Source organism: Rhodopseudomonas parapalustris (assembly GCF_053772255.1).
This window is the reverse complement of the sequence record NZ_JAMKBZ010000027.1, coordinates 38,556-59,561: the sequence shown is the minus strand read 5'-3', so window position 1 is coordinate 59,561 and position 21,006 is coordinate 38,556. Positions and strand designations below refer to the sequence as shown.

17 protein-coding genes are annotated in these 21,006 nt (G+C 65.5%); 12 read left to right on the top strand and 5 right to left on the bottom strand.

Annotation, left to right across the window (positions count from 1 at the left end):
- Nucleotides 1-121: 121 nt before the first annotated feature.
- Complete coding sequence (locus M9H71_RS19945; protein WP_455406662.1) at nucleotides 122-1,210, top strand: Zn-dependent alcohol dehydrogenase; 1,089 nt, start codon at nucleotides 122-124, stop codon at nucleotides 1,208-1,210.
- A 142-nt stretch (nucleotides 1,211-1,352) separates the two neighbouring features.
- On the opposite strand, the gene M9H71_RS19940 is transcribed toward M9H71_RS19945, so the two are convergent.
- From M9H71_RS19940 to M9H71_RS19925, 4 genes are all read right to left on the bottom strand, one after another.
- On the bottom strand, nucleotides 1,353-2,822 hold the full coding sequence (locus tag M9H71_RS19940) for an amidase (protein ID WP_455406661.1): 1,470 nt from the start codon (nucleotides 2,820-2,822) through the stop codon (nucleotides 1,353-1,355).
- Between the two features lie 406 nt (nucleotides 2,823-3,228).
- Nucleotides 3,229-4,080, bottom strand: a complete 852-nt coding sequence (locus M9H71_RS19935; protein WP_455406660.1) for a hypothetical protein — start codon at nucleotides 4,078-4,080, stop codon at nucleotides 3,229-3,231.
- Nucleotides 4,081-4,200: 120 nt separating this feature from the next.
- Nucleotides 4,201-5,754: an acyl-CoA synthetase gene (locus tag M9H71_RS19930; RefSeq protein WP_455406659.1), complete on the bottom strand. Its 1,554-nt coding sequence runs from the start codon at nucleotides 5,752-5,754 to the stop codon at nucleotides 4,201-4,203.
- Between the two features lie 224 nt (nucleotides 5,755-5,978).
- On the bottom strand, nucleotides 5,979-7,154 hold the full coding sequence (locus M9H71_RS19925; protein WP_455406658.1) for an acetyl-CoA C-acetyltransferase: 1,176 nt from the start codon (nucleotides 7,152-7,154) through the stop codon (nucleotides 5,979-5,981).
- A gap of 144 nt (nucleotides 7,155-7,298) precedes the next feature.
- Here M9H71_RS19925 and M9H71_RS19920 point away from each other — a divergent pair, with 144 nt between their 5' ends.
- The 8 genes from M9H71_RS19920 to M9H71_RS19885 all read left to right on the top strand — a co-directional run bounded on the left by M9H71_RS19920 (nucleotide 7,299) and on the right by M9H71_RS19885 (nucleotide 17,099).
- Nucleotides 7,299-7,976: a TetR family transcriptional regulator gene (locus M9H71_RS19920; RefSeq protein WP_164606252.1), complete on the top strand. Its 678-nt coding sequence runs from the start codon at nucleotides 7,299-7,301 to the stop codon at nucleotides 7,974-7,976.
- A gap of 459 nt (nucleotides 7,977-8,435) precedes the next feature.
- Nucleotides 8,436-9,194, top strand: coding sequence for an SDR family NAD(P)-dependent oxidoreductase (locus tag M9H71_RS19915; protein WP_013503496.1), 759 nt, complete (start codon nucleotides 8,436-8,438; stop codon nucleotides 9,192-9,194).
- Between the two features lie 222 nt (nucleotides 9,195-9,416).
- A complete protein-coding gene (locus M9H71_RS19910; RefSeq protein ID WP_455406657.1) occupies nucleotides 9,417-10,223 on the top strand; it encodes an enoyl-CoA hydratase/isomerase family protein in 807 nt (268 codons plus the stop codon).
- A gap of 49 nt (nucleotides 10,224-10,272) precedes the next feature.
- Nucleotides 10,273-12,147, top strand: coding sequence for an AMP-binding protein (locus tag M9H71_RS19905; RefSeq protein WP_455406656.1), 1,875 nt, complete (start codon nucleotides 10,273-10,275; stop codon nucleotides 12,145-12,147).
- Nucleotides 12,148-12,312: 165 nt separating this feature from the next.
- Entirely contained in the window at nucleotides 12,313-13,440 is a 1,128-nt protein-coding gene (locus tag M9H71_RS19900) for an acyl-CoA dehydrogenase family protein (protein WP_415219888.1), read from the top strand.
- A gap of 116 nt (nucleotides 13,441-13,556) precedes the next feature.
- Complete coding sequence (locus M9H71_RS19895; RefSeq protein WP_455406655.1) at nucleotides 13,557-14,804, top strand: acyl-CoA dehydrogenase; 1,248 nt, start codon at nucleotides 13,557-13,559, stop codon at nucleotides 14,802-14,804.
- Between the two features lie 188 nt (nucleotides 14,805-14,992).
- Nucleotides 14,993-16,237 carry an acyl-CoA dehydrogenase gene (locus M9H71_RS19890; protein ID WP_455406654.1) on the top strand — a complete coding sequence of 415 codons (1,245 nt, stop codon included), beginning with the start codon at nucleotides 14,993-14,995 and terminating at the stop codon, nucleotides 16,235-16,237.
- 166 nt (nucleotides 16,238-16,403) lie between these two features.
- On the top strand, nucleotides 16,404-17,099 hold the full coding sequence (locus M9H71_RS19885) for a nitroreductase (RefSeq protein WP_455406653.1): 696 nt from the start codon (nucleotides 16,404-16,406) through the stop codon (nucleotides 17,097-17,099).
- A gap of 405 nt (nucleotides 17,100-17,504) precedes the next feature.
- Here M9H71_RS19885 and M9H71_RS19880 read toward each other — a convergent pair whose 3' ends face one another.
- Nucleotides 17,505-18,287 carry an enoyl-CoA hydratase/isomerase family protein gene (locus M9H71_RS19880; RefSeq protein ID WP_455406652.1) on the bottom strand — a complete coding sequence of 261 codons (783 nt, stop codon included), beginning with the start codon at nucleotides 18,285-18,287 and terminating at the stop codon, nucleotides 17,505-17,507.
- A 302-nt stretch (nucleotides 18,288-18,589) separates the two neighbouring features.
- Between M9H71_RS19880 and M9H71_RS19875 the strand changes: the two genes are divergently transcribed.
- The 3 genes from M9H71_RS19875 (at nucleotide 18,590) to M9H71_RS19865 (ending at nucleotide 20,811) form a co-directional block, all read left to right on the top strand.
- Nucleotides 18,590-19,264: a Crp/Fnr family transcriptional regulator gene (locus M9H71_RS19875; protein ID WP_455406651.1), complete on the top strand. Its 675-nt coding sequence runs from the start codon at nucleotides 18,590-18,592 to the stop codon at nucleotides 19,262-19,264.
- Between the two features lie 10 nt (nucleotides 19,265-19,274).
- Entirely contained in the window at nucleotides 19,275-20,159 is an 885-nt protein-coding gene (locus tag M9H71_RS19870; protein WP_455406650.1) for a DUF6537 domain-containing protein, read from the top strand.
- Between the two features lie 247 nt (nucleotides 20,160-20,406).
- Complete coding sequence (locus tag M9H71_RS19865; RefSeq protein ID WP_455406649.1) at nucleotides 20,407-20,811, top strand: DUF3307 domain-containing protein; 405 nt, start codon at nucleotides 20,407-20,409, stop codon at nucleotides 20,809-20,811.
- The last annotated feature ends 195 nt before the right edge of the window (nucleotides 20,812-21,006 follow it).

Genomic DNA, 21,006 nt, shown 5'->3' with positions numbered 1-21,006 from the left:
CCAGCTTCGTGCACTGAGCCCCTGGATTGCTTTGCCTTCGGCTCGCGATGACGTGGAGAGGCTGGAAGGAACGACCAACCAACGACAAACAACAAGTAACTCAAAACAACAGGAAACGCCGATGAAAGCCGCCGTGCTGCACGAAGTGAACCAGCCGATGACGATCGAGGAGATCAGCCTGCAGAAGCCGGGTCCGCGCGAAGTGCTGATCCGGACCGCGGTGGCCGGGCTGTGTCATTCCGATTTGCATTTCATGGAAGGGTTGTATCCGCATCCGCTGCCGGCGGTGCTCGGCCACGAGTCGGCGGGTATCGTCGAGCAGGTCGGCTCCGACGTCACCTATGTGCAGCCGGGCGATCACGTCGTCACCTGCCTGTCGGTGTTCTGCGGCACCTGCGACAATTGCTCGACCGGCCGGCCTGTGCTGTGCACCGACACGACGGTGAAGATGCTGCCGGGCGTGTCGAACCGGCTGAGCTGGGCGCGCTCGGAGAAGCTCAATCAATTTCTCAACCTGTCGTCGTTCGCCGAGCAGATGCTGGTGCACGAGAACGCCATCGTGAAGATCCGTCGCGACATGCCGCTTGATCTCGCAGCGCTGATCGGATGCGGCGTGATCACCGGTTACGGCGCGGTCGCCAACACCGCCAAGGTGGCGCCGGGCGAGACCGTCGCGGTGATCGGCTGCGGCGGCGTCGGCATGGCGGCGATCAACGGCGCCGAGATCGCCGGCGCCGGACGCATCATCGCGATCGACACCAATCCGGCCAAGCTGCAGCTCGCCACCAAGCTCGGCGCGACCGACGTCGTCGATCCTGCGAACGGCGATGTGGTGCAGCAGGTGCGCGAGCTGACCAAGGGCGGCGTGCATCACGCCTTCGAGGTGCTGGGCCGCAAGGAGACCGCCGAGCAGGCGTTCGCGATGCTGGCGCCGGGCGGCACCGCCACCATCGTCGGCATGATCCCGTTCGGCCAGAAGATCGAGCTGCACGGCTTTGACTTCCTGCGTGAGCGCAAGATTCAGGGCTCGTCGATGGGCTCCAATCACTTCCGGGTCGACATGCCGCGGCTGGTCGACTTCTACCTGCGCGGCCGGCTGCATCTCAAGGATTGGATCTCGGCCAAGCTGAAGCTGTCCGAGATCAACGACGGCTTCGCCGCGATGAAGGCCGGCAAGACGGTGCGCAGCGTGATCATGTTCGACGCCTGACGCCAGTCAGCTCACGAGGTCGTCATGCGCGGGCTTGACCCGCGCATCCATCGTCAGCGTCAGCGGACACAGTTCGATTGCCGACCTATCGAAGATCGATGGATCGCCGGGTCGAGCCCGGCGATGACCTGATACCAGAGCCTCAGTCGTTGAACGCCGGCGGCGGGGTGAAGCCGCCGAATTCGCGCTCGATCAGTTCGGCCAGCTTCAGCGGCGTGCGGTCTTCCAGCCACGGGCCGACGATCTGCACGCCGACCGGCAGGCCGTCCGCCAGGCCGAGCGGAATCGCCGTCGAGGGCAGGCCGGGCAGGGTGGCGATGCCGGGCCAGACAAGCTGATCGACATAGGGATGCGATTGGCCGTCGATGTCGATGCGGCGCTCTTCCTGCGGCTCGTGGTGGTCCTGCACGTAGGCCGGGGTCGGCATTACCGGGCAGATCACCGCGTCGAACGATTTGAACAGCGCGTGCCATTGCGCCCGCAGCCCGGTGCGGCGCGAATCCGCGATCACCCAGTCGCGGTGGCTGAGCACGATGCCGCGCAGCCGCTCGGCGGCGAGGCTGTCGTCCTTGGCGTCGAGCCCGGCCGCCATCGCCTGCGCGCCGGCATAGAGGTCCGGGGCAAACCCGGCGGCCAGGAACGACAGCAGCATCCGCATATACACCCGCGTGGTCTCGGCGAGGTCCGGGAGCAGCGGCGAGGAGCGGGTGACGCTGACGCCGGCTTTGGCGAGGTTCGCAGCCAGTGTCTCCAGCGCGCCGCCCACCGCCCGACCGGTCGGCAGCAGCGGGTGCTGATCGAGCAGCAGCACGCGGTAATCCTTCAGCGCGGTGTGCCGGGCCGGCAGCAGGTCGAGCCGGTAGGCGATGCCGTCGAAGGTCGGATCGGGGCCGGCGATCACGTCGAGCAGCAGCGCCAGGTCGGCGGCTGAGCGCGCCATCGGCCCGATCACCGACAGGTCGCGGTTGGACGGCAGCGGCGGTAGCCCCGGCGGGGTGTGGCCGCGCGCCGGGCATAGCGCGAAGGTCGGCTTGTGAGCGTAGACGCCGCAATGGAACGCCGGCACCCGCAGCGAGCCGCCGATATCCGAGCCGAGCGACAGCGCGCCGTAGCCGGCGGCGAGCGCGGCCGACGAGCCGCCAGACGAGCCGCCGGGCGTGCGCGACAGATCGAACGGGTTGTTGGTGGTGCCGTAGATGTCGTTGTAGCTCTGCCAGTCGGCGAGTGCGACCGGCACGTTGGTCTTGCCGAGGATCACGGCGCCGGCGGCCCTGACGCGCTCGATCGCCAGCGCGTCGTGCTCCGCCACGAAATCCTTCTGATCGACGAAGCCCCAGGTGGTCGGCAGGCCGGCGACGTTGAAGCTCTCCTTCACGGTCATCGGTATCCCGAGCAGCGGCTGCTGCTCGCCGCGCGCGAGCGCCTGATCGGCGGTACGGGCGCTCTGCAGCGCGCGGTCGAAGTCGCGCACGCAGACCGCATTGACCTCGCCATCGTGGCGCTCGATCCGCCCGATCGCGTCCTGCGCGAGTTCGAAGGCGGAGACCTGTTTGGTGGTGAGGGCTTTGGTGAGGTCGGTGACGGTCGCGAAGCTCCAAGGCGACGAGGGCAAGATCGCAGACTCCAAATTCGGGTGGCAGGGCGCCGGGGAGCTTAGTCGGTTCTCACGCGCGCGGTAGCGCCTTGCCGCCGTATTCCTGCGATGCGCCTGCAATCGTCGCGATGATTTCCGTGAAACGAGATATTCTTGACGTGCGTCAAAGATCGTTGCACGAATTGTCTATTCGATGCTCGCATGAGTGGTGCACGCCGAGGCTCAGCGATTTGCGGACGCGAGCGGCAGCCCGATCAGCGGAGTGATCGTCGCCGGTGAGGCGGAGCGGTCGCGACAGGAAGAATTTCCGCCAGCCGGCGAAAGGTCGGCGCTGCGGCGGACCGAGTCTCCCTTGACTTAAAGCTCCGGCGGTTCCGGAGCTTTCTTTATGTCGGGCGGCCGAAATCGGCTGCGGAGCGTTGCTTCAGCCGCGGAAATCCTGCGGCGTGAAGCCGATATCGAGCACCCGCCATTCCCGATATTTGTCGGGCGGCAGCATGGTGTAGGGCTGGCAGGCTTCGAGCGCCGCGATGGCCCCTTTCATCAATGCCGGCCCCTTGGCCGAAGCGCTGGCCTCGATCAGGAACGGCTCCTGGGCGAGCCGTCCGTCCGGCGTCAGCCCGACCCGGATCACGATCTTGACGTTGTCCGATGGCGACAAGCCCGCCGGCAGCGCGGCGCAGGCTTTCAGCCGTTTGCGCAGCGCCGCGACCGCTTCGGCGCTGATATTGGCGACGGTCTCGGCCGGTGCATCGAAGCCGCCGCCTTCGGCCGGCAGGCCGAGCGCTACCGAGTACTTGACGGTGATGTCCGGCTCCTGAGCAATCGCAGGAGGGAACGGCGCGGGCGGAGCTGCCTGCGGCACAGGCTGAGATGGCGGGGCGGGCTGCTGTTGCGGAGGAGCCGCCGGTGCCTGCGCGCTCTGCTGCGGCGGCTGCGGAGCTGGAGCTGGCGGCTTGGCTTCGGCCGGTTGCTGTTTCGCGGGGGCCTGCTGTTGCGGCTTGGGCTCCTCGGTCGGTGTCGGCGATACCTCGAAATTCGGCGTCGGCTGCTCGGCAGGCTTCGGCGCTGGCTCCTTCTCCGGCGCCGGCGGCGGGGCTTCGTCCGCGGTGACCACCTCGACCTCGATCCGCTGCTCCGGCACGTCGGCGAACGGATGCACCTCGGCAAACATCAGCACCGCGCCGACCAGCGCGACATGGGTCAGCACCGAGACGGCGGCGCCGGCACGGTGGGGAGAGGGAGTGGACGGAATCTGATCACGACGAAGCCGCATTGCCCGGCAGCATAGCGCGGCACGACGACGGTGCGGAGTCGTTCTTGGCCTGCGGGGGACAGGCCGGGCGCGACATCCCCGTCGCCGGGCGGCGGGGATGCGCAATCAATGCGGAACCGGTCAGGCGGTCGCCGCCGCCTTGTTCTGCGCCGGCCAGTACCGATCCTTGAGGTGCCGCTTGACCAGCTTGCCGGTCGGGGTGCGCGGCAGCTCGGCCTCGAAGTCGACCGAACGCGGGCATTTGATCGGCGACAGCCGTTCGCGGCAGAACGCCATCAGCTCGGCCGCGCGTTCGGCGCTGGGGGCGGCGCCGTCGCGGAGCTGCACCACAGCCTTGACCTCTTCGCCCATCTCGGCGTTCGGCACGCCGAACACCGCGACGTCGGCGACGTCCGGATGGGTCAGCAGCACGTCCTCGGTCTCCTGCGGGTAGATGTTCACGCCGCCGGAGATGATCATGTAGCTCTTGCGGTCGGTGAGATACAGGAAGCCCTCGTCGTCGAGATAACCGACGTCGCCGAGCGTCGACCAGCCTTTCTCGTTGTAGGCCTTCTTGGTCTTGTCCGGATCGTTGTGATAGCTGAACGACGGCGCGTCGGCAAAGTACACGGTACCGATCTCGCCGACCGGCTGCTCCTCGCCCTCGTCGTCGAGGATCTTGATGGTCCCGACCACCGCCTTGCCGACCGTGCCGCGATGCGCCAGCCATTGCTGCGAGGTCGAGACCGTGACGCCGTTGCCTTCGGAGCCGGCGTAGTACTCGATCAGGATCGGCCCCCACCACTCGATCATCTTGGCCTTGACGTCGACCGGGCAGGGCGCGGCGGCGTGGATCGCGCCCTTCAGCGACGACACGTCGTAGCGGCTGCGGACCTCGTCGGGCAGCTTCAGCATGCGCACGAACATCGTCGGCACCAGCTGCGACTGCGTCACTTTGTACTTCTCGACCAGCGCCAGGAACTGCTCGGCGTCGAAATGCTCCATGATGATCGAGGTGCCGCCGAGCGTGGTCGCCATCATGTTGAAACGCAGGGGAGCTGCGTGATACAGCGGCGCCGGCGACAGATAGATGCTCTCGGCGTTCATGCCGCACATCTTCTCGCACAATAGGCGCAGGAACGGGCTCGGCACGTCGATGGCATTGCCTTCGAATTCGCGCTTGATGCCCTTCGGCCGGCCGGTGGTGCCGGAGGAGTACAGCATGTCGTAGCCGGCGACTTCGTCGGCGATCGGCGTGACCGGTTGTGCGGCGGTTTCCTGCTCCCACGAGCGGAAGCCGGTGATCGGCGGATCGACCATGTAGTACAGCGGCGCGCCCGGCGCATCCGACAGCAGCGACTTCATCGTTTCGCTGCCCTGCGCGGAGGTGATCACCACCTTGGCGCCGCAGTCCTGCACGATGTAGCCGATCTCATCCTTGGTGAGATAGCGGCTGATCGCGGTGTAATACAGGCCCGCGCGCTGCGCCGCCCAGCAGATCTCCATGAACGCCAGCCGATTTTCCATCAGCAGTGCGATGTGATCGCCGGCCTTCAGCCCCAGCGACCGGAACAAATGCGCGCCCTGATTGGAGCGCTCATCGAGCTGCCGATAGGTGAGGGCCTGGCCGGTCGAAGCCATCCGGTAGGCGACTTTGTCGGGATTGGTCTTGGCGTGAATCGACGGATGGGTCATGGCAGTTTCCTCTTTGGTGATGCGGCGGATTGGCTCCGCTCTGCTTCGTCATTGCGAGGAGCGAAGCGACGAAGCAATCCAGAGTCCGGTGCAAGGGCCTGGATTGCTTCGCTTCGCTCGCAATGACGGCGAAAGTCTCTCGTTTCGGCGACTGACGATGGTCAGGCGCTGTGGGTCAGGGACGCGGTGCGACGCGGACGCCGCCCCCGCGTCCAAGTCGGGCCTTACAGCCGCTCGACGATGGTGACGTTGGCCATGCCGCCGCCTTCGCACATCGTCTGCAGGCCGTAGCGCTTGTTGTTCTGCTTCAGCGCATGGATCAGCGTGGTCATCAGCTTGGTGCCGGAGCCGCCGAGCGGATGGCCGAGCGCGATCGCGCCGCCGTTGACGTTGAGACGGGCCGGATCGGCGCCGGTCGCCTTCAGCCACGCGGTCGGGATCGAGGCGAACGCTTCGTTGACCTCGAACAGGTCGATGTCGTCGATCTTCATCCCGGCCTTCTTCAGCGCGTATTCGGTGGCGGGCAGCGGGGCTTCCAGCATGATCACCGGATCGCCGCCGCGCATCGTCATGTGGTGGACGCGTGCCAGCGGCTGCACGCCGAGTTGCTTCAGGCCCTTCTCGTTGACCACCACCACGCCGGAGGCACCGTCGCAGATCTGGCTGGCGGTCGCCGCGGTGAGCTTGCCGCCGTTTTCGTTGATCAGCTTGACGCCCTTGATGCCGTCGATCGTCGCGTCGAAGCGGATGCCTTCGTCGATCTGGTGGATGTCGGTCGAGCCGTCGGCGCGGGTGATCTCGAGCGGGATGATCTCGTCCTTGAACTTGCCTCCTTGCGTCGCGGCGATCGCGCGCTGGTGGCTGTTGAACGCGAACTCGTCGAGCTCGTCCTTCGACAAATTGTACTTGTTCGCGACCATCTCGGCGCCGACGAACTGGCTGAACTGGATGTTCGGGTAGCGCTCTTCCATCTTCGGGCTCTTGTAGTTGCCGAGCCCGGCCTTGGCGGCGAGGATGCTCGGCGAGCCCATCGGCACGCGGGTCATCGATTCGACGCCGGCGGCGATCACGATATCCATGGTGCCGGCCATCACCGCCTGTGCGGCGAAATGCAGCGCCTGCTGCGACGAGCCGCACTGGCGGTCGACCGAGGTGCCGGGCACGCTCTCCGGCAGCTTCGAGGCCAGCACCGCGTTGCGGCCGATATTGACGGCCTGCTCGCCACCCTGGCCGACGCAGCCCATGATCACGTCTTCGATCTGATCCGGCGCGGCGCCCGAGCGGTCGACCAGCGCGTTGATGACGGAGGCTGCGAGATCGACCGGATGCCAGCCGGCCAGACGGCCACCCTTGCGGCCGCCGGCAGTGCGAGCGGCGGCGACGATATAGGCCTCGGCCATGTGTTCTCTCCCTGTAATGGTTGTTGGGTATTGGTCTTTGGGTGTTGGTCTTGGGTGGCGGCGATTTAAGTGGTGGGGACGGTTTTAGTCAATCGATCAATTAACGCTTGAGCCATGTCAAACGATGCTGTAAGTGCGATGGCAATGGCAGCGCATCTGAACCAGTCAACGGCTCCCAAGGCATCGGCGGCGAAAAGCCTGACCGCCGAGAAGTTGTTGGTTGCTGCAGGCGAATTGATGATCGAGCGCAACTCGGTCGAGATCTCGCTGGCCGACATTGCGCAGAAGTCGGGCGTCAACGCCGCTCTGGTGAAGTATCACTTCGGCAACAAGGACGGCCTGCTGCTGGCGCTGCTCGAGCGCGACGCCTCGAACGAGATGACCCATCTCGAATTCCTGCTGGCGCAGCCGCTGTCGCCGACCACCAAGATGAAGCTGCACATCGCCGGCATCATCAAGGCGTATCACCAGTTTCCGTATCTCAATCGGCTGATTCACTATCTGCTGCACGGGCAGAATCGTGACACCGCCGACGAGGTCACCAAATTCTTCGTCGGGCCGCTGCTCGATTTCCATCGCCGGCTGCTCGCCGAGGGCGTTGCCAGCGGCCATTTCTACGAAGTCGATCCGGTGTTGTTCTACACCACCCTGATTGGCGCCTGTGACCATCTGTTCTTCGGCCGGCAGACGATGATGCGCGCCGCCGGGGTCGGGCCGGTGACCGACGAGGTCTGCCGTTCCTATGTCGCCCATATCGAAAGAATCGTTCTCGGCGGGTTGCTGACGGCCAAGGCGCGTCGGCCCTCCGTCGCAGGATCATGAGCTAACAAAAAGAAGAAACCACCCCACCCAGACTCCAGAGGCCTTTCAATTACGACCCGGGACAAGCCAAGGAAATCCTAAAAACAACAATAACGCCCAAGGATCAGTTCACGGAACCTGCCCTCAAGAAGGTAGGCGGAATGGAGCTTCAGGCACCCCCGGGACATTGTTTGTGTCTCAATAACAAGAAAACGCCAGGAAACGCCCAAGCAATCTGTCGGAACGCGAGCTCAACGAAACGCCACCCAAGGAGAGGCCTCGAACCGGCTCGGCCGCGGCCCATGTCGCGACCTTTTGCCGGATGCTATGATCGGGGAAACGCCCAAGGGGCCCGTTGAAGGCCCGGACCAACAGCGCAATAACCACCCGGGACGTCGTCGGCTCGGCCGCTCACGAGAGCGGCGTGCGGTGGCGTTCGAGACAAGGCTTCAAGAAAGCGCCCAAGGAAAGGGATATCCAATGCAGTTGAAAGACGTCTCCGTTCTCATCACCGGCGGTGGTTCGGGGCTCGGCGCCGCGACCGCGCGGGCGATGGCCGCCAAGGGCGCCAAGGTCGCCGTCCTCGACATGAACAAGGATAATGCCGAGAAGGTTGCGGCCGAGATCGGCGGCGTCGCCTGTGTCGGCGACGTGTCGCAGGAAGCCCCGGTCAAGGAGGCGATCGCCAAGGCTGAAGCCGCGCACGGCATCGTCCGCGTGCTGGTGAACTGTGCCGGCATCGGCGGCGCGGTGAAGACCGTCAGCAAGAACGGCGCCTATCCGCTCGATCACTTCTCGCGCATCATCAACGTCAACCTGATCGGCAGCTTCAACTGCATCCGTCTCGTCGCCGAGCGCATGCAGAGCGCGCCGACCATCGGCGAAGAGCGCGGCGTCTGCATCAACACCGCCTCGGTGGCGGCGTTCGACGGCCAGATCGGCCAGGCCGCTTACTCGGCCTCCAAGGGCGGCATCGTCGGCATGACCCTGCCGGTGGCGCGCGACCTCGCCTCGATGAACATCCGCGTCATGACCATCGCGCCGGGCCTGTTCCTCACCCCGCTGCTGATGGGTCTGTCGGAAGACGCCCGCAAGAGCCTCGGCGCCCAGGTGCCGCATCCGGCCCGCCTCGGCGATCCGTCGGAATACGCCTCGCTCGCGGTGCAGATCGTCGAGAACCCGATGCTGAACGGCGAGACCATTCGTCTCGACGGCGCCATCCGCATGGCGCCGCGCTAAACGCGCACTTCTCACCCTCTCTGTTTCGGGAGAGGGTGAGTCTTCGTTCTCCGCCGCGTGTAGTTCGTGACAGACTGACGATCTCTCGCGCGGCGGAATTCGAAGCACGCAAGATTGTTCATCTCCTTGTATTTGGGAGAGGGGCGACTATCGCCGGAACGGCGATCCGACTAAACGTCGCGGCAGCGGCGTATAAGAACAAGAACTGACGGGAGTGACGGCGTGACCGAGGCCTTGCTGGTCGATCATCGTGACGGGGTCGATTGGGTGACGCTCAATCGGCCGGACAGCCTCAATGCTCTCGATCCCAGCCTGATCGACGCGCTCAACGATTACTTCGGCCGGTTGCAGCGCGACCGCAAGACCCGCGTCGTGGTGCTCAAGGGCGCCGGCGCCAATTTCTGCGCGGGCCTCGATCTCAAACATGCGATGGCGCGCCGCGCCGGCGAGAACGCCGCACCCGGCGTCACCGAGTCGCTGGATTCGCAGCGCCGGATCGCCGACATCGTGATGCTGATGCGCCGTTGCCCGCAGCCGATCATCACGCTGATCCGCGGCGCCGCCGCCGGCGGCGGCTTTGCGCTGGCGCTGGCTTCCGACGTCCGCATCGCCGGGCGCAGCGCGCGAATGAACTGCGCGTTCATCAAGCTCGGCCTCGGCGGCTGCGACATCGGCACCAGCTACTTTTTGCCGCGCCTGGTCGGCGTCTCGGTGGCGTCCGAGCTGATCCTCACCGGCCGCTTCCTCGGCGCCGAACGCGCACTGATGACGGGCCTGGTTTCCGAATTGGTGGAAGACGATCAGCTCGAAGCGGCCGCCCAGCCGTTCGTCGATGCGATGATGGCGGCGTCGCCGGTCGGTTTGCGGCTGTCGAAGGAATGCCTCAACATGGCGGTGGACGCCGGTTCGATCGAGCAGGTGATCGCGATGGAAGATCGCAATCAGGTGCTGTGTTCGCGCTCGGAGGATTTCAAGGAAGGCGTCGCCGCGTTCCTCGAGAAGCGCAAGCCGGTCTACGGCAATCGCTGACCAGATAACGTCGGCCCGGCAAGAGGCCGAAAAGACGGGAGACGAAGACATGACTGCCAGCGCAGCCGCGGTGCTGACCAAGCCGCCCTTCCGCAAGGTGAACTGGCTGCCGCGCGAGATCGAGGTCGATCGTCGCGAGGGCGGCGTCATCGTGATGAAGTCGCGCTTCCCGCTGATGGACCACGATCCAAATCTGCCGATGGCGCTGGCCAAGTGGGCCAAACAGCGCCCCGACCACATCTGGCTGGCGCAGCGCAAGGGGCCGGATCGGCAGTGGCGCAAGGTCAGCTACGGCGAGGCCAAGCGCATCGTCGATTCGCTCACCCAGGCGCTGCTCGACCTGAAGCTGCCGGAAGGCCGGCCGCTGACGGTGCTGTCCGGCAATTCGATCGAATTCGCGCTGATGATGATGGCGGCGATGCAGGCGCGGATTCCGACGGCGCCGGTGTCGCCGGCCTATTCGCTGATGAGCCACGACCACCTCAAGCTGAAATATCTGTTCGACCTGGTGAAGCCGGCGGCCGTGATGGTGCAGAACGGCGCGCCCTTCACCAAGGCGCTGCATGCGCTCGACCTGACCGGCGTCACGGTGATTCACGTCGAGGGGACGGCCGATGGCATCTCCAGCCTGTCTTTCGACGAGATGGCGGCGACCAAGGTGACGCCCGATGTCGAAGCCTCGATCGCAAAGATTACACCGGACACCGTCGCCAAGTTTCTGTTCACCTCCGGCTCGACCGGAATGCCGAAGGCGGTGATCAATACCCAGCGCATGATGTGCGCCAACGCCGCGATGATGATGCAGGTGCGGCCGCGCGATCCGAACGGTCCGCCGCCGGTGCAGCTCGACTGGATGCCGTGGAACCACACCATGGGCGGCAACGCTGCGTTCAACCCGCTGCTGATCGAAGGCGGCACGCTGTACATCGACGACGGCCGCCCGGTGCCGGGCCAGATCGAAGAGACGCTGCGTAACTTGCGCGAAATCTCGCCGACCTACTACGCCAACGTGCCGGCCGGCTACGCCGCGCTGGCGAGCGCGATGGAGAAGGACGACGCGCTGTGCCGGTCGTTCTTCAAGGACATGCAATTGATGGCCTATGGCGGCGCGCGGCTGCCGGACGATCTGTACGAGCGGATGCAGGCGCTGGCGGTACGCGCCACCGGACACCGGCTGGTGTTCTACACCGGCTGGGGCTCGACCGAGACCTCGCCGACCTCGACCGGCACCTATTGGGACACCGAACGCGTCGGCCTGATCGGGCTGCCGTTCCCCGGCGTCGAACTGAAGATGCTGCCGGTCGGTGACAAGTACGAACTGCGGCTGCGCGGCGTCAACGTAATGCCGGGCTATCACGGCCAGCCGGACCTCACCGAGAAGGCGTTCGACGAAGAGGGCTTCTACAAGATCGGCGACGCCGGCGTGTTCGTCGATCCGAACGATCCGGTGAAGGGCATCATCTTCGCCGGCCGTGTCGCCGAGGACTTCAAGCTGATGACCGGCACCTTCGTTCACGTCAGCACGGTGCGCACCGACTCGATCGCTGCCGCAAGCCCTGTGATCCAGGACGCGCTGGTGGCGGGTCAGGACCGCGCGTACATCGGCCTCTTGGCCTGGCCCAATCTCAATGCCTGCCGGGTGATGATCGGCGATCCGAATGCCAGCTTTGAGGACGTGGTCAAGCATCCCGACGTGCTCGCCGCGCTGCGCGCCGGGCTGGAGAAGCACAACCGCGAGGTTGAAGGCGCCAGCTCAATGCGGATCGCGCGCGCCATGCTGATGGTCGAGCCGCCGTCGATCGACGGCAACGAACTCACCGACAAGGGCTACATCAACCAGCGTGCCGGCCTCGACCGCCGCGCCGCTTTGGTCGAGCGGCTGTACGCCGAACATCCGGACCAGGATGTGATGGTGCTGCAGTGAGCGATACAAACCACCCATCTTTCGTCATTCCGGGATGCGCCCCTTGGGGCGCAGGCCCGAAATCCATACTCCCTGCGGTGGTTATGGATTCCGGGCTCGCGCTCCGCGCGCCCGGAATGACGAACTCGAATTCAGCTAACACCTAACAACAACGGGACTCCGCCCATGAATTTCGATTTCTCCGACGACCAGAAGCAACTGCGCGATCAGGCGCGGCGGTTTCTTGCCGAGAAGTGCCAGCCGAAGGCGGTGCGTGCCGTGCTCGAAGGCAAGGCGGATTACGACCGTGACCTGTGGAAGGGGCTCGCCGAGATGGGCTTCCTCGGCGTCGCAATTCCCGAGGAATACGGCGGGACCGGCGCGGGCCACCTCGAGCTTTGCGTGATCGCCGAGGAACTCGGCCGCGTGCTGGCGCCGGTGCCGTTCTCGTCCACCGTGTATCTGGCCGCCGAAGCGCTGCTGCTCGCCGGCTCGGAAGAGCAGAAGCAGAAGTGGCTGCCGAAGATCTCCTCGGGTGAGGCGATCGGCACGCTGGCGCTGTTCGAAGGCACCGGCAATCCGTCGCCGGCCGCCGTCAAGCTCGCGGTGTCGAACGGCACGCTCACCGGCACCAAGAAGCCGGTCGCCGACGGTGCGATCGCGGACTTCGCGATCGTTGCCGCGCGCACCGGCAACAGCGGCCGGGACACCGACGTCTCGCTGTTCCTGGTTGATCTCAAGGCCGGCGGCGTCACCGCCAAGGCGTTGCAGAACGTCGATCCGTCGCGCCAGCAGGCCGAGCTGACTTTTGCCGGCGCCAAGGCCGAGCCGCTCGGTGCGGCCAATGAAGGCTGGAGCATTCTGTCGCGCGTGATGGACCGCGCCGCGGTGCTGATTGCGTTCGAGCAGGTCGGCGGCGCCGACCGCGCGCTGGAGATGGGCCGCGACTACGCGCTCGACCGCATCGCCTTCGGCCGGCAGATCGGCTCGTTCCAGGCGATCAAGCACATACTCGCCGACATGTACGTCTCGGCGACGCTGGCGCGCTCGAACTCCTACTACGGCGCCTGGGCGCTCTCGACCGATGCGGCCGAGCTGCCGGAGGCCGCGGCCTCGGCCCGGATCAGCGCCACTCAGGCGTTCCAGCACTGCGCCAAGCAGAACATTCAGGTGCACGGCGGCATGGGCTTCACCTGGGAGTTCGACTGCCATCTGTACTATCGCCGCGCCAACGCGCTGGCGCTCAGCCTCGGCAGCCAGTCGTATTGGGAAGATCAACTGATCGACCGGATGCGCCAGAAGAACGCGGCGTAACAACGGCTCCGTAGGATGGGTTGAGCGTCAGCGAAACCCATCTTTCTCTTTCGCGTCGTAGGATGGGTTTCGCTGCGCTCAACCCATCCTACGAAGACGATTTCGAGGATGAAGTTATGAACTTCGACGATACCCCGCAGGAAGCCGAATTCCGCGCTCAGGCGCGTGCCTGGATCGACGCCAACGCGCCGAAGCAATACGAGGACGAGCTGCGCAAGGCGTCGCTGGGCCGCGTCGTGTTGAAGAATGCCAACATCCTCGAGGTCGCCAAGGCCTGGCAGAAGAAGAAGGCGGATGCCGGCTGGGCCGTGCCGCACTGGCCGAAGGAATATGGCGGCCGCGGCGCTTCGCCGATCGAGCGCGTGATCTGGCAGCAGGAAGAGGGCGTGTTCGGCAAGCTGACGGCGATGTTCATCATCGGCCAGGGCATGTGCGGGCCGACCATGATGGCCTACGCCTCGGAAGAGCAGAAGCGGCACTACCTGCCGCCGCTCGGCTCCGGCGAAAAGGTGTGGTGCCAGCTGTTCTCCGAACCCGCCGGCGGCTCCGACGTCGCGGGTCTGCGCACCCGCGCCGAGAAGGATGGCGACGACTGGGTCATCAACGGCCAGAAGATCTGGACCTCGGGCGCGCACTACTCGGATTACGGCATCCTGATCACCCGCACCGACCCGACCGTGCCCAAGCACAAGGGTCTGACGATGTTCTTCCTCGACATGAAGAGCCCCGGCGTCGGTGTGCGGCCGATCAAGCAGGCTAACGGCAATTCCGACTTCAACGAGGTGTACTTCACCAACGTGCGGATTCCCGACAGCCAGCGGCTCGGCGCGGTCGGCGACGGCTGGAACGTATCGCTCACCACGCTGATGAACGAGCGGATGTCGATCGGCGCCAATGTCGCGACCGGCTTCCCGGAGCTGTTCGACTATTGCAGTTCGCTCACTCTCGACGGCGCGCCGGCGCTCGACGATCGCGCTGTGCGGAGCAAGCTGGCGAACTGGGCGGTGAAGGCCAGCGGCCTGCGCTACACCTCGTTCCGCTCGATCTCGGCGCTGTCGAAGGGCCAGCGTCCGGGTCCGGAGAACTCGATCGGCAAGCTGGTCGCGGGCAGCATGATCCAGGAAGTCGCGATGTACGCGCTCGATCTGCAGGGCGCGGCGGGCGTGCTCAGCGGGCCTGAAGACGCCGAGGTTGCCGGCAAGTTCCAGGCGATGCTGCTGCGTTCGCCGGCGACCCGCGTCGAGGGCGGCACTGACGAGATCCTGCGCAACATCATCGCCGAGCGCGTGCTCGGCCTGCCCGGCGACATCCGCGTCGACAAGGACGTGCCGTTCAACCAGATCCCGACCAAGGGGCGGGCGTAACAAGATTGTAGGATGGCTTGAGCGCAGCGAAACCCATCGGCCAGCAGCGCGAGTGATTGATGGGTTTCGCGACAGCTCAACCCATCCTACGAACTACGAACGAAACTAGTCTCATGGTTCGCGACGCGCGCGCTGCGCGCTCCTGATCCTGAGGGGCCGAGACAAGAACAATGTGACGAGAGGCTGAGATGAATTTCGACGATACCCCGCAGGAAGCCGAGTTTCGCGCCAAGGCGCGCGCGTGGATCGACGCCAACGCGCCGAAGCAATACGAGCAGGAATTGGCGAAGTCCGGTCTCGGCCGGATCAGCCTGAAGAACGCCGACATCGTCGAGGTCGGCAAGTCGTGGCAGAAGAAGAAGGCCGACGGCGGCTGGTCGTGCCTGACCTGGCCGAAGGAATATGGCGGCCGTGGCGCCACCCCGATCGAGAAGGTGATCTGGCAGCAGGAAGAGGGCGTCTACGGGAAGCTCACTCAGCCGTTCCAGATCGGCGAGGGCATGTGCGGCCCGACCGTGATGGCCTACGGCGCCGAGGAGCACAAGCGCCGCTATTTGCCGAAGCTCGCCTCCGGCGAAGAGATCTGGTGTCAGTTGTTCTCCGAGCCGGCCGGCGGCTCCGACGTCGCGGGTCTGCGCACCCGCGCCGAGAAGGATGGCGACGACTGGATCATCAACGGGCAGAAGATCTGGACTTCGGGCGCGCACTACTCGGACTACGGCCTGCTGATCACCCGCACCGATCCCAATGTGCCCAAGCACAAGGGCCTCACCATGTTCTTTCTGGACATGAAGAGCCCGGGCGTCGAGGTGAAGCCGATCAAGCAAGCCAACGGCATGCAGGAATTCAACGAGGTGTTCTTCACCAACGTGCGGATTCCGGACAGCCAGCGCCTCGGCGAAGTCGGCGATGGCTGGAACGTGTCGCTCACCACGCTGATGAACGAGCGCATGTCGATCGGCGCGCGGCTCGCCACCGGCTTCCCGGAGATCTTCGCGTTCTGCAACGATCTGGTCACTGGGAACGGCCCCGCGATCGACGATCCGGCGGTGCGCAGCAAGCTGGCGAACTGGGCGGTGAAGGCGAGCGGCCTGAAGTACACCTCGTATCGCTCGATCTCGGCGCTGTCGAAGGGCCAGCGGCCTGGTCCTGAAAACTCGATCGGCAAGCTGGTCGCCGGCCCGATGCTGCAGGACATCGCCGCGTTTGCGATGGATCTGGAAGGCGCCGCGGGCGTGTTCACCGATCCGGCCGAGGCCGAAGCCGGCGGCAGCTTCCAGGCGATGCTGCTCGGCTCGCCCTCGATGCGGATCGCCGGCGGCACCGACGAGATCCTGCGCAACATCATCGCCGAACGCGTTCTCGGCCTGCCCGGCGACATCCGGGTCGACAAGGACGTGCCGTTCAACAAAATCCCGACCAAGGGGCGGTGAGGCGATCATCAACCACGGGCCGTCATTCCGGGGCGCGAGCGAGAGCTCGCGAACCCGGAATCCAGAGCTGGTTTGCACTCGAGCCTGCGCCCCGCGCGTTGCAGATTCCGGGTTCGCTCACTTCGTGAGCGCCCCGGAATGACGACCATTCAGGAATGAGGCCATCATGACCGACGCCGCTGCGACCTCCGCCCCGATCGACGTCCTCGAAAAATTGATGGCCGCGCGCTATTCCTGCCGGGCGTTCAAAGCCGATCCGGTGCCGCGCGATATCATCGAGCGCATCCTCGGCGCGGCGCAGAAGACGGCGTCGTGGTGCAACAGCCAGCCGTGGCAGGTGGTGATCACCTCGGGCGAGGCGACGGCGAAGTTTCGTGAGGTGATCTATCCGGCCGCCGCCGGCGGCGCGCCGATGTCGGGCGATTTCGAGTTTCCGCGCGAGTATCGCGGGGTCTATCTCGACCGCCGCCGCGAGAGCGGCTTCCAGCTCTACAACGCGGTCGGCATCGCCCGCGGCGACAAGGCCGCCGCCGCCCAGCAGGCGCTGCAGAACTTCAACTTGTTCGGTGCGCCGCATGTCGCGATCATCACCACCGACGAGGCACTCGGCGTTTATGGCGCGGTCGATTGCGGCGGCTACGTCACCTCGTTCATGCTCGCCGCCCAGGCCCTCGGCGTCGCCACCGTGCCGCAGGCCGCGCTGGCGTTCCATGCCGGCGTGGTTCGCAAGCACTTCGGCCTGGGTGATGATCGCCGCGTCGTCTGCGGCATCTCGTTCGGCTACGCCGACCTTACGCATAAGGCGAACTCGTATCGCACCAACCGCGCCGCGCTTGGCGAGGTGGTGACGTTCGTGGAGTAGCTGCTGCGCGGCCGAGTTCAAAACCTCTCCCCGCGCGCGGGGAGAGGTCGGATTGCGCAGCAATCCAAGTGAGGGGGCGTTTCCGTTTCGCCGAGAGTCCACGACTCGCGTCGCCCCTCACCCCAACCCTCTCCCCGCAAGAGCGGGGCGAGGGAGCTCGCTGCCGTTGTGGAGCGGCATCCCATGCTGATTATCGAGCGAAGCCGAGCACAGTTTCTCCCCGTCATTCCGGGGCGCGCGTCAGCGCGAACCCGGAATCTGATGCTTGCACTGCGCCGGAGATTCCGGGTTCGCCGCTTCGCGGCGCCCCGGAATGACTAGCGGATAGGCTTTGCGCGGCTTCGCGCCCCGGAATGACAACCAAGAGGTGGCTGCGCTGGTGCGAGCTGCAGCTTGTCCGTCCGCTCAAAACCGCGGCGCGCGTTTTTCCGTGAAAGCCGCGATGCCTTCCTTGATCTCGTCGCTGCGCATCGAGGCACGGGCGCGGGTGTCGGCGGCTTGTTCGTCGAACGCGGCGCGGGCGAATTCGTTGATGGCGCGCTTCATGCCGGCGACCGCGTTCGGCGCGTTGCCGGCCAGCGTCGTCGCCAAGGCGTCGACTTCGCGGTCGAGCCGGTCCATCGGCACCATCGTGGTGAGATAACCGATCCGCAGCATCTCGGCGGCGTCGATCCGCTGCGCGGTGAGAAACAGCCGCTTGGCGTTGTCGATGCCGAGGCGGGAGACATAGCGCTTGATGCCGCCCGGATAGTAGTGCAGCCCGAGCCTTGCCGCCGGCATGAACATCTCGGCGGTGTCGACGCCGATGCGGAAGTCGCAGGCGAGCGCCAGATCGGTCGAACCGCCATAGACCCCGCCGTTGAGTCGGCAGATCGTCGGCACCCGCAGATCCTCCAGCCGGTTGGCCACGACCTCGAACGCCGAGCCGGGAGATTCGGCCTCGACCTCGGCGGTGGCGCGCTCTGCGACTTCCCCGAGATCGAAGCCGGCCGAGAACGCCCGCCCGGTGCCCGTGAGCACCAGCACCCGCACTGCGGGATCGCCGTCGATCTGCGCGAACTGATCGAGCAGGACGGCGAGATCGTCCGGCTGCAGCCGGTTGAGGTGCTTCGGTCGGTTCAGCCGGATGGTGGCCCGCGGCCCGTCCACGGTGAGCACCGGCGGGCTAGCGGATTCGCTGTCGGTCATCGGCAAAATCTCCTGAAATCGAAGCGGGCGGCTGCCGGATCTGGCGCCGGCCCTGCAATGGCCGCGACAGGGGGGCGCAGCGGATGGGAAAGCGGCCGCGCAAACTGCCCGGCGGCCCGGTAGCCGTCAACTCGCCGGTGCGCGGCAGGGAGGCACCGCTCGCGCAAGCCGCTGCGGCTGGTTTATAATTCCGTCCGCACCAGCGTGTAAGGCTTCGCGGCGTCCGGCGACGGCGCGCAGCGGAGCTTCCGTCGTGTCCGCTGGGTTCGTCGCCTTCGATCGCAAGCAACGGTGGGTCCCACATGGATATGTCTCTCATCGCGCAGAACGCCGGTATGGCGAGCAGCGTGTTCGCGACCATCTTCGTGCTCGCCACCGCCACGATGCGGACGATGATTCCCCTGCGGGTCTTCGGCATCCTCACCAACGCGCTGCTGATCGCAGTGTCGATCCCGACCCACAACTATGCGACGCTGGCGCTGCACGCGGTGCTGCTGCCGCTCAACGCCTGGCGCCTGCACCAGATGCTGCAGCTCGTGCGCGACGTGAAGAAGTCGGTGAGCAGCGACCTGTCGATGGATTGGCTGAAGCCGTTCATGACCAAACGCAAATGCGTCGCCGGCGAGGAGCTGTTCTACAAGGACGAGCGGGCCGAGGAGATGTTCTACATCGTCAGCGGCCGGTTTCGTCTGGTCGAATCCGGCATCGAGCTGCCGATCGGCGCGATCGTCGGCGAGCTCGGGATGCTGTCGCCGACCCACACCAGGACGCAGACGCTGGAATGCGTCGAATCAGGGATGGTGCTCAGCGTGAGTTATCGCCAGGTCGAAGAGCTGTACGTTCAGAACCCGGAATTCGGCTTCTACTTCCTGCGGCTCGCCAGTGCGCGGCTGTTCGAGAACATCGAGTCGCTGCAGGCGAGGCTGGCCGAGACGACGCAGCCGCCGCGGACCGACGCCGTCGGTCGGACCGGCTGAGGACGCCGACTTGGCCGGTTACATCGACGCGCTTCGTTTCACGCTCGCCGAAATGCTCGGCGAGAACGATCGCGTGGTGGTGCTGACGGCGCCGGCTCAGGTGTCGCCGCCGGTCGCGCAGGCCTTGGAGGAGGCGGCCGCTCGGCTGGTGATCTATCAGGGCCGCCGCTATGCGCGGTTGTATCTCGACCGGTTGTTGCGCTTCATTGGTCGCCGCGACATCGACGACGCGATGTTGCTGCGGATCGCCGAGCTGCTGGCGATGCGGATGGCCTACGAGGATCCGATTCGGATCGCGCAGCTCACGCTGCAGGAGGCGGCGAGCGCTCCTGCCGGCCGGGCGAAGCCGCGGATCGACCGCAGATGCCGTTTCCGGATCGACGAGGTTGTGGCGGCGCTGCCGGTCGTGGTCGCGGATCCAACGCTCAAAGTGCTGGACTATCTCGGCTGGCTGCATATGCCGGTGAAGATGCGCTTCAACGGCAGCGGATGGCTCGGCGTCCGCAAGCTGCGGATCATCGCCTGGTTGCGGCGCTGGCGCCTGTTGTCGATCCGCTACGCCAACGAACGCAAATGGATCGAGCGCTGGCTGCACATGATCGATCGCAGCCTGGCCATGCGTCCGGACGCGGCGGTCGCGGTGATCGAAAGCGCCACCATGGTTCGTGGCTATGGCGACGGCTATCGCTACGGCATGGCGAATTGGACGCTGATCGTCGACGAACTGGTGAAGCCGGCGGTCAACGGCAGGCTGCCGCTGACGGATCTTGCGCAGGCGATCGCCGATGCGCGCGCCGCCGCTTTGCCGGAACGCAAGCAGACCAAGTTGAAGCGTGCGATCGAGGCAATTCGGGCGCGTTCCAGAGCCGCAGCGGCGCAGGCGGCGGCGTCGTGACGGCCGCTGTGCAGGGCCTGCCGGTATCGTCGTGTGCGACGGGTGCGGCGCGGGAAGTTCACAGGCACGGCAACCCGGCGTGCCGTCCGCCGCGTGCATTCGGTCGCCGGAAATGCCATAAAAACGCGCTGGCCGATCCCGGTCGGCTTCGTTGCGAAGCGTTCGTGCGGGACGTCGGACGATGGAATGGCCGCAAGCCGGCTGTCGTCGCCTCCACCGCCTGCCGAGCCCAAGCGAAGGTGCGAGCTTGATCCTTCCCGATCTGTCGTCGTCGATTGCCGTCGGAGCGCTGATCTATTGGATGCTGCTCCTCACCGTCAAACATGTGTTCGCGGACTTCATTTTCCAGAACAAATGGATGGCGATGGGCAAGGACGCCAAGACCGGCTGGGCGCTGCCGCTGCTCGCGCATTGCAGCGTGCATCTGGTGATGACGACGCTGCTGATGCTGATCGTCGCGCCGCAGTTCTGGTACATCGGCCCGATCGATTTCGTCATCCATCTGGCGATCGATCGCCTCAAGGGTTTCCTCGTCGCGACTTACGACGTGACTAATCAGGATATCTGGTTCTGGTGGCTGATCGGAACCGACCAGGCCCTGCATCATCTGACCGGTTTCGGCCTGTCGATCGTGCTCGCCGCCAACGTCTGATCGCCAACGCCAGAACGTGACGCTTTGCAGTGGAACTCCGTGGCGGGTGCTGACGATCAGTGCTGCAACCTGTGGTGCATGATTGCCCCGTTTTGCCGGGTTCCATCCACGGAAAACTCATAAACATCATCGATGCGTAACCATCGACGGGCTTTTCGCGCCAGTACGTAGTTGTACGCGGTAGCGCATTAACCG